Consider the following 13,498-nt stretch of genomic DNA (forward strand, 5'->3'; position numbering starts at 1 on the left):
AGAGGGGCTCCTAAGCCGCTTTGGACTTGTCTGCGACGCTGCACCCGACGACCCGGTCTAACCGGAACTCGCCAAGATCGGTGATGAGGCACGGCCCAAAGTGGGGGACGAAGCTGACGTCGTACACCTCGGCCAAGTGAACGGCCTCTCGGCCGGCCCGGTCGCGGTAGGTGAGGTTGACATAGCTGCCGACAAAAGTTTTAGCTTCAGAGGAAAGCATAGGGTCCGCCTAATCAAGGTACGACGGGGGTCGAGCCCTCGCCTAGTCCCTTTCTTCCCGACCTCGACCGGGCCCCCGACCGTAGCTCTACATGTTTGGCCTCAGTCCAGCGAGTTAACGGGCCCCCGTCCGCCAGTAGAATGGAGGGGAGATGGCTTACCGGCTGGAGGGCGCACGGTGCCGCGACTTTTCGCAATCGTCCCGCACGGAGTGGCTGCTGACGAACGGGCTCGGCGGATACGCGATGGGCACGGTCAGCGGAGCGAACTCGCGTCGGTACCACGGACACTTGGTGGCCGCGATCCGGCCCCCGACCGAGAGGATCGTGCTGCTCGCCGCGATCGAGGCCTACGCCACGATCGCCGACCAGGTCTTCGGCGTCTCGACGAACCAGTACGTCGGCGCCGTCCATCCCCAGGGCTATTCCCTGCTGGAGTCCTTCGAGGTGGGCGACCACGCCGAGTGGCGCTTTCGTCTTGCGGGCCAGGCGCTGGCCAAGCGGTTGAAGCCCCATGACGGCGCCAACGCCGTCACCGTGGAATACCGCAACCACGGCGACACTCCGATCCAGCTGACCCTGCGTCCCCTGGCCTGCCACAAGTTCTACCACGACAACTTCCGGGTCACCGACTTCTATCCGCAGTTCCTCATCTTCCCCGAGGATCGGACGATCCTGGCCCAGGACGGCGTGCAGCTCTTCCTGGAACATCCGAACGCGGAGAGGACGCCCACGACCGGCTGGTACTACCGGTTCGAGCACGGGCGCGAGATCGACCGGGGGCTCGACCCGATCGACGACCTTTACTGCCCGTGCGAGCTGCGCTATTACCTGATGCCGGGCGAGGCAGCCACGCTCGTCGCGTCCACGGAAGAAGGCACTCCGCCGGTGGCCTTCGGCGAGCTCGCCGCCACCCCGCAGGAACCGGAGGCGAAGCTGGTGGAAGCGGCGAAGTACTTCCTGGTGGGCGGATCGGCGCGGACCACGATCATCGCGGGCTACCCGTGGTTCACGGACTGGGGCCGCGACACCATGATCTCCCTGCCGGGCATCTGCCTTGAGACCGGGAACGTGGCAGCCGCCCGAGAAATCCTCCGCGCCTACGCAGGCGCGATGAACAAGGGGCTCGTCCCGAACCGCTTCCCCGACCGCTCGGAAACGCCGGAGTACAACACGGCCGACGCGACCCTCTGGTTCGCCAACGCACTTCACCTGACCCTCCAGGCGGAGTGGGACGAGGGGTTCGCGCTGGAGGCGTTCACGTGGTTGCGCGAGATCTTCGAATGGCACCAAAAGGGAACGTCCTTCGGCATCGGCGTCGACCCCGCTGACGGGCTCCTGCGCCAAGGCGCCGACGGATACCAGCTGACCTGGATGGACGCCAAAGTCGGACACTGGGTGGTGACACCCCGGCACGGCAAGCCGATCGAGGTGAACGGTCTGTGGGTGAACGCCTTGCGCGTCGCCCAGGCCCTGGCAGACCGGCTCGGAAAGGACGGCGCCGACTTTCGCGCGGCCGCGGAGCTGGCCGAGGCGAACTTCGAGGCGAAGTTCTGGAAGGCCTCGATGGGCCACTATCTCGACACCATCGACCCGGACGACGCGAGCCTCCGACCGAACCAATTGATCGCGATGGGGCTCCCCTTCGCCCCCTTGCGGGGGGAGAACGCCAAGGCTGCGCTTCGAAAGATCCGCGAAGAGCTGCTGACGGAGCACGGACTCCGGACGCTCGGTCCTCGGGAGTCCGCCTATCGCGGCAAATACATCGGCACCATGACCGAGCGGGACGCGGCCTATCATCAGGGCACCACCTGGCCCTGGCTGATCGGCCCCTACGTGTCCGCGGTCTTGCGCGTGGAAGGGGACGTGGCGGAGGCGCGACGAGTCCTCACGAGCGTCCCGACTTGGATGGACGAGTACGGCCTGGGCGGGATCGCCGAGGTCTATGACGGCGACGAGCCGCAAAACCCCGGCGGATGCCCCTGGCAAGCTTGGAGCACGGCCGAGGCCCTTCGCGCCTGGCGCGAGACGGAGGCGTTCGCAAAGGGGCGAGAATGATCGGGCGCGCCGCTGCCTTGACCTTGCTCGGTTGCGGCCTCCTTGCCCCGGCGTGCCGACCCGGCCCGACGACTTCTTCAGCCCTAGACCGTCCTCGCTTCCAGGCTGAAAAGGTCGACCCCAAGGTCTACGACTCGATGAACGAGTTCTCGTTCAAGCTGGCCCGCGCGGCGAACCTGGCCGGCGGGAACTCGTGTTTGAGCCCGGTGTCCCTCGACCAAACTTTAGTGGTCTTGTTAAACGGAGCGGAAGGCAAAGCCTTTGAGACTCTTGCCGACCTCTTGGACGTGGAGAACCCGGACATTGACGCGATTAACCAAGGGCGCATGGCCTTGATCGACGAATTGCGATACTTGCCGGGAAATCCCGTCACACTTTCCACAGGGATCTTTTCCGTCCAACCCTTGCGAATCCATCCCCCCTTTGCGGGAGAGATGCGGACAAAGTTTGGCGCAGAGCTCCGCAAGTTGGGCGGAGCGAACACAGATTCCGCACGCCAGGTCCGCGACTGGGTGGCGAACGAGTCTCTCGGTCGGATCACCGAATATGACCCCGAACTTTCCAAGGACCTGCTTTTCATTGTTCTGAATGTCGCCACGTTGACGGCCGAGTGGGAAGGGCCTTTCGACGCGCCGCAAGCCGCGCAATTCATGTCGCCCAGCGGCACAAAGGAAGTCCCTACGATCAAAGACCATCGCGCGGTCGGCTATTATAGAGACGACACCTTCTCTGCCGTGCGTATCCCTTATAAAGACAAGACCTTATCGATGGTCTTCGCCCTCCCGAAGAAAGGCAATGTTTCAGGCCTTGTAAACAGTTTAAGCGCAACGAAGTGGCGCTCTTTGCTTAAGAGTTTTCGTACTGATTCCCTCGACCTGCAGTTTCCTGTTTTCTCGGTGGAGGCCACCCAAGACCTGGTTCCCGCGCTGAAGGCGCTCGGCGGCGAGAGCCTCTTCCGGCCCGGGAACGACTTCCGCCGGGTCTCCCGCGAGGTGTACCCTCCCGAGACCTCCATTTCCAGGTTCAAGCAGACGACCTTCATCGAGGTGGATGAAAGGGGGACGCGGGCGGCCGCGGCGACTCAAACCGACGCCGTCGCCATGGATGCCCCCATGGAGCCTCTGAACTTCATCGCCGACCGGCCCTTCTTCTATGCCGTCGTCGAGGAGAAGACGGGCACGATCCTCTTCTTCGGGGTCGTCACCGACCCCTCCGTCAGAAGCGGCAGATCCGAAGCGCAGCCTCGGTGATCTTCTCGACCGAAGGCAGCACGTAGGTTTCGAGCGGCTTCACCCACGGCACCGGCGTGTCCAAGCGCGTGATCCGGGCAGGCGGCGCGTCCAGGTACATGAACGCCTCTTGCGAAAGCCGCGCAAGGATCTCGCCGGCGAACCCGCAAGTGCGTGGAGCCTCGTTCACGACGAGCAACCGGTTCGTCTTCTTCACCGATTCGATGATCGCTTGCTCGTCCAGCGGCACCAGGCTGCGGATGTCGATCACTTCCGCGCTGAAGCCCTCCTTGTCGAGGTTCTTCGCGGCTTCCAGGCAATGGTAGACGTTGTTGCCATAGGTGACGATCGTGATGTCGTCGCCCTCGCGGCGGGTCGCCGCCTTGCCGAACGGGACCAGCGCGGCGTCGCCCTCCTCCAATTCTTCTTCGATCGCGCGGAGCCGGTAGAGCTCCTTCATCTCATAAAGCAACACCGGGTTCGGGTCGCGCAGCGCGCTCTTGAGCAAGCCTTTCGCGTCGGCCGGGGTGCTGGGACACACGATCTTCAGGCCCGGGGAGTTCGCGAACCAAGCCTCGTTCATTTGGCTGTGGTAGAGCGCGCCCCCGCCGTACCCGCCGGCAGGGCCGCGGATGACCATGGGGATCGCGACCTCGCCCGCCGTGCGGTAATGGTAGGTCGCGACCATGTTCACGATCTGGTCGAAGCCGCACGAGATGAAGTCGATGAACTGCATCTCGACCATCGCGGTCTTGCCGTTGAGGCACATGCCGCAGGCGACACCCACGATCGCGGCCTCGCTGATCGGCGCATCGATCACGCGCTGCGGGCCGAACTCGGTGCGCAGTCCGTCCGTGACGCCGAAGGCGCCGCCGAGGATGCCGATGTCCTCCCCGATGCAGACCATGTCCTGGTTGGAGGCCATCTCCTCGAAGAGGGCCTCTTTGAGGGCGGTCAGGTAGTTCTTTTTAAGCCCGGTCGGTGCCGGCGTGGCGACAGCGCTCACTGGCCGAACTCCCGATAAACCCACATGCCGCCTTCTTCCGCCTCTGGGACGGGTTGGTTCACGGCGTATTCGACGCCCTCGTTCAAGTAGTCCACAACTTCGGCTGGGAAGTCCACGTCCGTCACTTCGCCTGCGCTCCGGCCCTCGGGCGCGTGCTTCTCAAACTCTTCTTGGGTCAGCATGCCCTTGGCGAGCATGATGCGCTTCATCACCGCGATCGGGTCGCGGGAGCGGCCCGAGTCGACTTCCGCCTTCGGCCGGTACTTCGCGGCCCGGTCGTCGTCGTGGTCGCCGTGGCCATAGGCGCGGAATGTCTTGCACTCCACGATGCTCGGCCCTTTGCCGCTTCGGGCGTGGTCGACCGCCTCCATGACCTTCTCGTAGACGTCCAACACGTTCTGGCCGTCCGCGATGAGCCCGGGAATGCCATATCCGTCGGCGCGGCGGGCGAAGTCTTCCAGGGGATACTCCAGCTCGGTCGGCGTGCCATACGCCCACTGGTTGTTCTCGATGATGGTCACCACGGGCAGCTTGTGCACGGCGGCGAAGTTGACCGCTTCGTGGAAGACTCCTTGGGCGGTCGAGCCTTCCCCGTTATAGGTGAGCACGACCGCATCACCCCCATTCAGCCGGTCGGCGTAAACGACGCCGGCCGCGGCAGGGATCGTGCCCGCAAGCATCGACGTCGAGTGGATGATGTGGTTCTTTCGAGAACCGATGTGCGACCAGTTGTCGCGGGCCCTGCCAGGGGAGCCGACTTTGCCCCAGACCTGGCTGCAAACCTCTTGGATAGTCATGCCCATCCGCTCCGGGTTCCGCCAACCGTTGCGGAAGTCCTTCAAGAAGAACGCGGGCATGTCGCGGTGGATCGGGCTGATCCAGTCCGTGGGCTTAAGGCCATAGAGCGAGCCGACCAAGATCGCTTCCTGGTTGTGGCTCGAATAGAGCGTCCCTCTCAGACGGCCACGCTTCTTCTCCTTGATAAGGCGGACGTCGAAGTACCGAGCGAGGTACAGCTGGAGGAGGAGCTCGCGATAGTCCTCTGCGGTGAGTTTCGAGCCATGGGGCCCTAACTCGAACTCGTCGGTGTTTTTGGCGTTGCCCTTTCGGGCCGATTCGGCTGCGGTCGTGGCCAAGGGGAAAACTCCGGGATCGGTGATCCTTAAAGATACCTATCGGGGCAAAACGTGAAAGGCTCGAACGGCCCAATACAAAGGCCCCGCCCCATCAATAGGGCCGGGGCCTTTGGCACAGGGCTTAGTTAGCGGCTTTCAGGGCCTTGTCCATGTCGGCCAAGACCTGGGAGAGGCCGGCATAGCCCACGTACTCGTAGACCAACCGCCCCTTCGCGTCGATAAACTTGACGGTCGGGTAGGCCTCGACGTTGTACTTCTGGGCGAGGGCCACGTTCGGCCCGGCTTCCGCGTCGAGCTTCACCAGGATGAAGTCCTTCGCCTTCTTCTTGAACTCGGCCGCGGTGAAGGCCTCGGCCGCCATCATCTTGCAGGGGCCGCACCAGGTGGCGTAAAAGTCCACCATCATCATCTTGCCGGTCTGCTCAGAGACCTTGCGCGCTTCCTCGAAGTTCGTGAACCACTTGCCTTCCGTCATGGCCGCGAAGTCGAGCTCCTTGGCGCCTGCGGGCGCCTTGAACGCGAAGAGGTCGCTGGCGGCCTCGGTGGCGAGGCCCGAGACGTTCCAGACCGACTGGTCGCTAGCCGTCTTCGTCTTCACGACGACCTCGCCCTGGCGGGGCAGGCGGTCGCTGGGATCGATGTACAGGGTGACCATGGCCTGCGCGTCCTTGTCCACCTGGACCGTGACGACATCGTAGCTCTTGCCGCCGCGGTTTTTGTTGCCCATGTCGCGGCTGGCGTAAACGTTCTTGAAGGCGGCGCCGTCAAAGAACGCCTTCCAGGGCATCAAGGCGACGCTGTCGAAGAGCTCGCCGAGCTTTGCGGCGTCCTGCGGCTGCTTGTAAAAGGTCTTGGCGTTCTTGTCATAGGTCGTGACGTTCGTGCCGTCCGCGACCGTGAGGGTCGAGGCGGTCTCGACGCGGGCCATGTTCGGCTTCGCGAGCGCGACCGTGACCTGCTCCGAAGAGCCGCCCAGCTTCGAGACCGTCACCGTCATCTTCAAGGTCTCGGCTTTGGCCATCGCTTCGATGGCGGCTTGGAGTTTTGGCGAAACATCGATCGCTCGCGCGGCGACGGCCACGCTCATCAGCGCGGCGAACATAATGGCTCGTTTCATCGTGAATTCTCCCGGTTCAGGCAATCAAGGGCATTTTGACATGTCGCGGCAAGAAACGTCAAAAAATTTCCTTAGCTCGCATTGGCGGCTCGTGGTCGTGGCCGTCCTCTACCTCGCCGTCTGCGTCGCCATCATGAGCGTGACCCCGTACCGGACGGGCGGACTCCTGCGCTACCAGCGCGGACCGGACGGCTTTCCCGCTCGCATCGCCGACATCGGCGCGCCCGACGAGCGGCAGCACGCCAACTACATCCGCGTGCTTCTCGATGGCAAACCCTTCCCCGTCCTTAAGCCCGGCGACCCCGACCTCTATGAGTCATACCAAGCCCACCAGCCTCCGCTCTACTATCTCGTCGCGGCCGGCTGGTGCCGGGCTCTTGGCCTTGACCCCACCGCCCCTTCGGCAGGGGGAGGAGTCCGCACCCTGAATGTCTTGGTCGGGCTCCTGACCTTGGCGGGGCTCGCGGCCGGCGTGCGGTGGGCGGGAGGAAGCGCGGCCATGCAAGCTTCGGCCGCAGTCGCCATGCTCGTCCCCATGGTCGCCGCGCTTCACGCGGCGGTGGGCAACGACCCGCTGCTGTATGCCCTGCTAACGTGGTCGGTAGCGTTGGCGGTGAAGGGATGTGTACATGGTTGGCCGTTAAAGCTTGGCATCTTGATCGGAGTCCTTGGCGGGCTCGCCCTGCTCACGAAGACGACGGCCCTGGCCCTCTTCCCCGTTCTCGCCGTCGCCATAGCCCTCGCTTGGCGGAGCGGCCAAAGGCAACCCGCGGGTTGGGCGGCGGCGCTGGCCCTGCCCGCGCTGATCGCCTCGCCGTGGATGGTCCGCAACACCCAGCTTTACGGCGACCCCTTTGCGCTCAAAGCCTTCAACGAGGCCTTCGTCGGTTCGCCGCAGGCCTCGCTCTTCATCGAGGGGCTGGGCCCCCTCACCTATTGGACGCAGATGGTCGGCTGGTGGACCTGGCGCAGCATAGTCGGCGCCTTCGGCTACATGGACATCTTCATCCTGGAGACGGCGGGGCCCAACGCATCGGGCGCCTTCTACAACCTGGCGGGGCTCTTGGCGGCGGCGACGGTCGGCGTCGGCGTCTGGTCGCTGGCCTCCCGGGAAAACAAGGCGGAGGGTGGTCGGGTCCTCCTAGTGCTCGGAGCGACGCTCATGGCCGTGGTCGCCCTCCTTTTTGTGCGGTTCAACCTGCAGTACTTCCAGGCTCAGGCCCGTTACCTCTATCCCGCGATCGCGGGGTTCGCGTGGATCGGCGCCGCCGGGGCCGCCCGCATGGCCGGGGACCGGCGGGAGCTGGCATGGGTCGTGCCCGCCCTCTTCTGGCTGCTGGTGGACGGCCTCGCCTGGTCCGCCATGGCGACAGGATTCCCAATTCGCGCCGAACCTTAAACGCGAAACCCCTCTTCGAGCGTCTTGGGAGATAGTGCTCGCGCCCCTCACACTCGTGCTGACCCTGGCACCCGCCCTCCGGGCCCAGGAAGCCAAGTCCGTCACCCTGCACTTGACCGCACGCCTGGAGCAGGTGGCCGCCAAAATCTCCGAGAAGGCAGGGGTCAAGTTGTCCGTAGACACCGCCCTAAAGGACCGCATCGTGCTCGTGGACGTGGACAGCGTCCCCTACGAAGAGCTTGTGCGGCGGCTTGGGCTGGCCTGTGACGCGAAGCTGGAAGAGCGCGCCGGGGCGAGCTGGTTGGCCCGCGACCCCGAGAAAGAGGCGGCCTCAGAAAAGCGGGGGCAGAAGGACCGGCTCGAATCCATCGAGAGGACGCGGGAACGGCTGCGGTCCATTGCAGAGGCCGAGTACACGGCCAGCAACGTTGCCAACTACATCCGGGCGGGGGGCCAAGCGCCGAGCCGCCTAGACGCCACGACCATGCTTTTCGGCTCCGGCGGCGCAAACGACGGCACGCCCCTGGGCCGGGCCGGGGCAAAGATCTTTCTCTCCATTCCGCCCGAGGAAATCGCCGCGATGAAGAGCGGCGAGCGCACCGTCTATTCGACCCGCCCCACGAAGATGCAGCGGCCGATAGACCCGAAGGCAGGCGACGTCCTCAAGGGCTATACCGAGGACTTGGCCACCGCCGCAGAAGGCGTGAAGCTGGCTGGCAACGAGGCGAACCCCCAGGCGCGGTCCGCGTTCCAGACTACCGAGGAAGCGGCCAAGGCGGTAAAGGTGCTCGCGGTGATGAGCCACCACCTCTTCTTCGGCATGGGGGTGCTCATCTGCGAGGTGAAGGCGCTCGCCCCGACCGGCCAAGTGGTCGACACCAACACGTTCGCGATCTGGGCAAGCCCCTTGCTCGCCGGCACTATGGACAGTGGGCTCCAGGCCTTCGAGGGCGAAAGCAAGATTGTCCTGAGCGAGCAGTCCCAGAAGTACCTCGAAAGCATGTCCTCGTTCGTCCGTGAGCCGGACGGGCCCGAGACGAACCCAGCCGCCCGCGACGAGACCCTGGTGCGGAGCGTCGACACGGTCGAGCCCCTTTCGCTCGTGGCGGCGGACGTGATCCGCGGCCTCTATGGGGGCGAAGGCAAGGGGGTTGTAGCGGAGATCCCTGACCAGATCCACCTGGTCGTGATGATCGCGGGAGGTGCCAAGGGCATCGACCCGAAGCGCGTCCGAAAGTTTATCTTCGACAACGTCCTGCACCCGGTCGAGGAGACCGACCAAAGCGTGGTCCTCACCCCGATCGAAGCGAGCGAGGCCCGAGACCAAGCCGTCGACAGAAAGGCCCTCGCGAACCTGGTCGAGCGGTATCCGACGCCGGGATCGGTGACGTTGGAGGACGCCGCCAACTACACCGCAAACCGCAAGTCGCGCGGCTCTGGGAACGCGATCGAGCTCGTCACGCTGGGATCGCTGGGCATCGACCTGGTGATGAACCAGCAGTTCGGGGACTCGGGGGCGGCTGCCTCTTTCCTGGACTTTCTCGGCCACCTGCCCCTTCCGCAACGGCAGACCCTCGCCGCGGGCGGGACGCTCCCCTATAAGACCCAGCTGCAGGACCAGCAGCGGCGCCTGCGCGAGATCGTCTACTCCGCGTCGGGCAAGCTCGAGCAGCGCTCGACCGAAGCAGCGCCGCACGCACCGGACGGACTCGAAGAGGACTGGATCCCCTATGGGGCGCAGGTCGAGCCGACTGAGGCCCTCCCCGACGGCATACCTGCGGACGCCTTCATCCGTCTTACGACCAAGAACGAGCCCTTGCTCTATACCGTCGACCCGAAGACGGGGGCCTGGGGGGCCATCGATATCTCGACCCTGGCATCGCTGATCGCCCAGAAGGAGGCCGCGCCAAAGGCGGAGAAGTCAGAGTACGTCGACCCGCCGAACCGGTTCCGCATCGGGGGGCACCGCACCTACCTCATCGAGTTCGTTCTCGGCGCCGACCTTTTCAGTTCCATGCCGTATGAAGAGGACGTCAAGCCGACCACCGAGAAAGAATTCACATTGAAGACCCTGCCGCCCGACATCCTGAAGCGCTTGCAGGAGTCGGTCAAACGCGCCCGCGAGGAACTCCGAGAAATGGAGGAAGAGGGCGGCGGCAACTTTACGGTCCCCGACGACGGAGGTTAGGCCGCGTGACCTTTTGGGATTGTCCGGCGTCCAATTCCGCTGGTGGTGTGCTCCCTGTACGAACCATTGGAAACTCCGCACTTTGACGAAGACGCCCGCTTGGTCGAGCAGGCGGCCAAGGGCGAAGGCAGAGCGTTCCAAAGGCTCTACGAGCGGCACTTCAACCGGGTGTTCGCTGTCTGTCGCGGTGTTCTCCTGGACACCGACGACGCCCACGACGCGGCACAGGAAACATTTACGTTAGTCTATCGAAACTTGCACAAATTCGACCAGAGAGCCCGCTTTTCCACCTGGCTCTTCAGAATCGCTTTGAACCGGGCGGTCCAGGAGGCCCGGCGCTTGAAGTACCGGCGCAAAGCCCAGCCGCTGGACGCGGCGCTCTCCCTTGCGGCCCCACCTGTGGAGCGGCACGGCGTCGACCCGGACCCCAAGGTGGACGCCTGCCTGAACGCAATGAGCCCCGCCGACCGCGCCGTCCTCACGTTTTTTTACTGGGAGGACCTCTCTTTGCAGGAAATCGCGGAAGTCCTTGAGTGCTCTCCTAACGCGGCCAAGACGCGGCTCTTCCGGGCGCGTGAGCGATTCCGCGAGCTATATAGAGGAGAGGGGCAATGAAAGCGCTTCTGCCGGAGGTGAGCGAGATGATCTGGCGCGTCGTGGACTCTGGCGACGCGGCCGTGATCAACGAGTTCAAGCTGCGCTACCCGGAACTCGCCGACGAGGTGGAAGCCCGGATCGCGATGGGCCGGCTGATCCGCGACTCGAGGCCGGCGGCCGTGGCCGGAGTCTTCGTACCGAGCCTCCAGGTCGTGAGGAAGCCCTCGGTGCCGAGGTGGGCGCTGGTGGCGGCGGTCGTTTCGCTGGCGATGCTGATCATCGCCTCGATTATCTTCTTGAGACAGGAGCCCTCCGAGCCGAGCCTCTACGACCAGCGCGACAAGAGCCTGACGAAGGAGCAGGAAGCCTTGGTCCGCCAGAAGCGCAAGTTCAGCAAGGAGAAGCAGAAGGGCGGCGACAGCGGGCACGGCGACCCCAACGGGGCGGGCTCCGGAAGCGGGCCCGGTCCGGGCCTGCCGTCGGGAACGACCGGCTCATTGGCACCGCCCCTGCAAAGGCCGGTCACGCTGGAGTTCGACACCGCGAAGCTCACCAGCGTGATCTCCTCGATCGCCTGCCAGTCCGGCCTGAACATCGAAGTCGCCCCCCTCTTCCAGGACCAGGTCGTCGACGTGCACTATAGCGGCATCCCCGCCCAGAACGTGCTTGACGAGCTTGGTGAGCAGTTTGCTTTTACGGCTTTGCCGCAGGACGACCGAACGGTCCTGATCGTCCCGGCCCGAGAGGTGGACCAAAGCCCGACCCTGGTGGATCCAGAACCGGGCTCACTGGGCTCGGAACCCCGTATAAGGGACTAGGACCACGCAAACGATCTGGCACGCTTCGTGCGTCAAACTGCGAATTCCTCAGGATCTTCCATGAAAAGAGCTGCTTTCACCCTTATCGAGCTTCTCGTGGTCATCGCGATCATCGCGATCCTGGCCGCGATCCTCTTCCCTGTCTTCTCGCAAGCGAAGGAGTCGGCCAAGATCTCGCAACAGCTTTCGCAGCAGCGTCAGCTCTCCCTGAGCGTGATGATGTACGCCAGCGACTACGACGACAACTTCGTCCCCGCCTCCAACCGATGGGTCGGCATGGTCGGCGACCCGATCATCTGGACCGAGGGGCTGGAGTCGTACGTGAAGAACCAAGACCTTTTCGTCGCGGTCGCCAGCAACGGCGCGGCCGCCAAGAACTGGGCTACCCGACGGCAGCAGACGGTGGGCTACAGCGACGCGACCGGCGTCGACCAGACCGCCCCCTGCACCCCTAACGCGGCCACTGTCGGTTGCGAAGGCTTCCCTGGCTCGGCCAGCTTCAGCGTTGCGGAGGAAGTCTCCAAGACCGGTCTCTTCGCGACGACCCCCGGCGCGCCGATCGGCAACAACACGACCAAGCACCGCGGTTACGTTTTCAACCCGTACAACGGCCAGAACGACCCCGGCGGCGAATATAAGTACGGACTGCCCCTCATCAGCGACCGGGATCTCGTCACCCAGCGCGGCGACAAGAACTACCCGAACTCGCCCGACCTCGCGGCGGGCGCCCTTAAGCCGATCTTCGCCCGCTATCGCGCGGACAGGCAGAACGGCGGCGTCACCCCGGTCATCTTCGCCGACGGCCATGCCAAGGTCATGAGCGCGAATGCGATGAACACGTTCGGCAACGTTATTTGGCGATTCCGGTAAGAAGAATCGCCAAGACGGTCAAACACGTCGCTATACTGAGGGTAGGACTTAAATCCTGCCCTCAGGTGGCCGATGACGACACCGGAACGAGTCTCTAACATCCGCGAAGAGCATGCGCAGAAAGCGCTTCTCGCCCTTGTCCCCGGGATCGTGCTGGACATTTTGGGCGCAGTCCTGATTTCCTACGGGCGGGAGTTCACCGCCCTGGGCTATGTGCTCCTCGTGATCGGGTTCGTGGCGACGGTTTACGGCGCCGTCCAACTCATGACCATGCGCAAGGTGCGCGGCCATGTCGTCGAGTGCCCGTTCTGCCACACGAAGAACGAGTTCCAAGAGGTGCCCGAAGGGGACGTGCGCTGCGAGGGGTGCCACCGGAGCATCCCGATCGTAGGGGGCCAGGTCGTGGCCATCCACCAGGTCCGTTGCGGCTTCTGCAACCATCTGAACTATTACAGCGACAAGAGCACAGGGCTTATCTGCGAAGAGTGCAACCGCGAAGTCCCGATCGCGCTCGCGGACGGGACGTCCACAAAGTCTCGCGCCGCGTTCGAGTCCTACACGGTCCATGACGACGAGCGCCCCTACGACCTCTTGCTCGCGGAACCCGGCAACAAGGATGAAGAACTCATCTCCTGCCTTCAGAAGATGCTGGCGCTGAACCGGAACCAAGTCAAGCAGTTGTTGGAGGACACTCCCGTCTTGCTGCTGAGTGGGATCCCCCGGCGAAAGGCGGAGATGCTAAAGGCCCAAATCGACATGCACCACGGCTTGGCCGAATACCGCGTTTCCCAGCAAGTTTAAGTCCCGACCTTCGCGAAAGGTCGTCCTAGGGTATCTTATGCGCTCGCGGTTGCCGGAGCTT

General features: G+C 64.1%; 12 protein-coding genes. 8 read left to right on the forward strand and 4 right to left on the reverse strand.

Features of this window, described 5'->3' with window-relative positions:
* Positions 1-10: 10 nt before the first annotated feature.
* On the reverse strand, positions 11-220 hold the full coding sequence (locus KF733_10020; protein QYK55339.1) for a hypothetical protein: 210 nt from the start codon (positions 218-220) through the stop codon (positions 11-13).
* Positions 221-371: 151 nt separating this feature from the next.
* Between KF733_10020 and KF733_10025 the strand changes: the two genes are divergently transcribed.
* Together KF733_10025 and KF733_10030 are read left to right on the forward strand one after the other, a co-directional pair.
* Positions 372-2,276 (forward strand): glycogen debranching enzyme family protein, encoded by a 1,905-nt coding sequence (locus KF733_10025; protein QYK55340.1) that lies wholly within the window; start codon positions 372-374, stop codon positions 2,274-2,276.
* Positions 2,273-3,526 carry a hypothetical protein gene (locus tag KF733_10030; protein QYK55341.1) on the forward strand — a complete coding sequence of 418 codons (1,254 nt, stop codon included), beginning with the start codon at positions 2,273-2,275 and terminating at the stop codon, positions 3,524-3,526. Before KF733_10025 ends, KF733_10030 begins: the two co-directional genes overlap by 4 nt.
* Here the strand turns inward: KF733_10030 and KF733_10035 are convergent.
* From KF733_10035 to KF733_10045, 3 genes are all read right to left on the reverse strand, one after another.
* The gene (locus KF733_10035; protein ID QYK55342.1) at positions 3,492-4,511 is read right to left on the reverse strand and encodes an alpha-ketoacid dehydrogenase subunit beta; all 1,020 of its coding nucleotides are present in this window, start codon (positions 4,509-4,511) and stop codon (positions 3,492-3,494) included. The genes KF733_10030 and KF733_10035 overlap by 35 nt on opposite strands.
* A complete protein-coding gene (locus KF733_10040) occupies positions 4,508-5,647 on the reverse strand; it encodes a thiamine pyrophosphate-dependent dehydrogenase E1 component subunit alpha (protein QYK55343.1) in 1,140 nt (379 codons plus the stop codon). Before KF733_10040 ends, KF733_10035 begins: the two co-directional genes overlap by 4 nt.
* A gap of 121 nt (positions 5,648-5,768) precedes the next feature.
* Positions 5,769-6,764 carry a thioredoxin family protein gene (locus tag KF733_10045; protein QYK55344.1) on the reverse strand — a complete coding sequence of 332 codons (996 nt, stop codon included), beginning with the start codon at positions 6,762-6,764 and terminating at the stop codon, positions 5,769-5,771.
* Positions 6,765-6,855: 91 nt separating this feature from the next.
* On the opposite strand from KF733_10045, the gene KF733_10050 reads away from it, so the two are divergent.
* From KF733_10050 to KF733_10075, 6 genes are all read left to right on the forward strand, one after another.
* On the forward strand, positions 6,856-8,163 hold the full coding sequence (locus KF733_10050; GenBank protein ID QYK55345.1) for a glycosyltransferase family 39 protein: 1,308 nt from the start codon (positions 6,856-6,858) through the stop codon (positions 8,161-8,163).
* A gap of 34 nt (positions 8,164-8,197) precedes the next feature.
* On the forward strand, positions 8,198-10,351 hold the full coding sequence (locus KF733_10055; protein QYK55346.1) for a hypothetical protein: 2,154 nt from the start codon (positions 8,198-8,200) through the stop codon (positions 10,349-10,351).
* Between the two features lie 42 nt (positions 10,352-10,393).
* Positions 10,394-10,966, forward strand: a complete 573-nt coding sequence (locus tag KF733_10060; GenBank protein ID QYK55347.1) for an RNA polymerase sigma factor — start codon at positions 10,394-10,396, stop codon at positions 10,964-10,966.
* Complete coding sequence (locus KF733_10065; protein QYK55348.1) at positions 10,963-11,766, forward strand: hypothetical protein; 804 nt, start codon at positions 10,963-10,965, stop codon at positions 11,764-11,766. Before KF733_10060 ends, KF733_10065 begins: the two co-directional genes overlap by 4 nt.
* Before the next feature lie 60 nt (positions 11,767-11,826).
* Positions 11,827-12,636: a prepilin-type N-terminal cleavage/methylation domain-containing protein gene (locus KF733_10070; protein QYK55349.1), complete on the forward strand. Its 810-nt coding sequence runs from the start codon at positions 11,827-11,829 to the stop codon at positions 12,634-12,636.
* A 72-nt stretch (positions 12,637-12,708) separates the two neighbouring features.
* Positions 12,709-13,437, forward strand: a complete 729-nt coding sequence (locus KF733_10075) for a hypothetical protein (protein ID QYK55350.1) — start codon at positions 12,709-12,711, stop codon at positions 13,435-13,437.
* The last annotated feature ends 61 nt before the right edge of the window (positions 13,438-13,498 follow it).

The organism is Fimbriimonadaceae bacterium, assembly GCA_019454125.1.
In the GTDB taxonomy this organism is placed as follows: Bacteria; Armatimonadota; Fimbriimonadia; order Fimbriimonadales; family Fimbriimonadaceae; genus JALHNM01.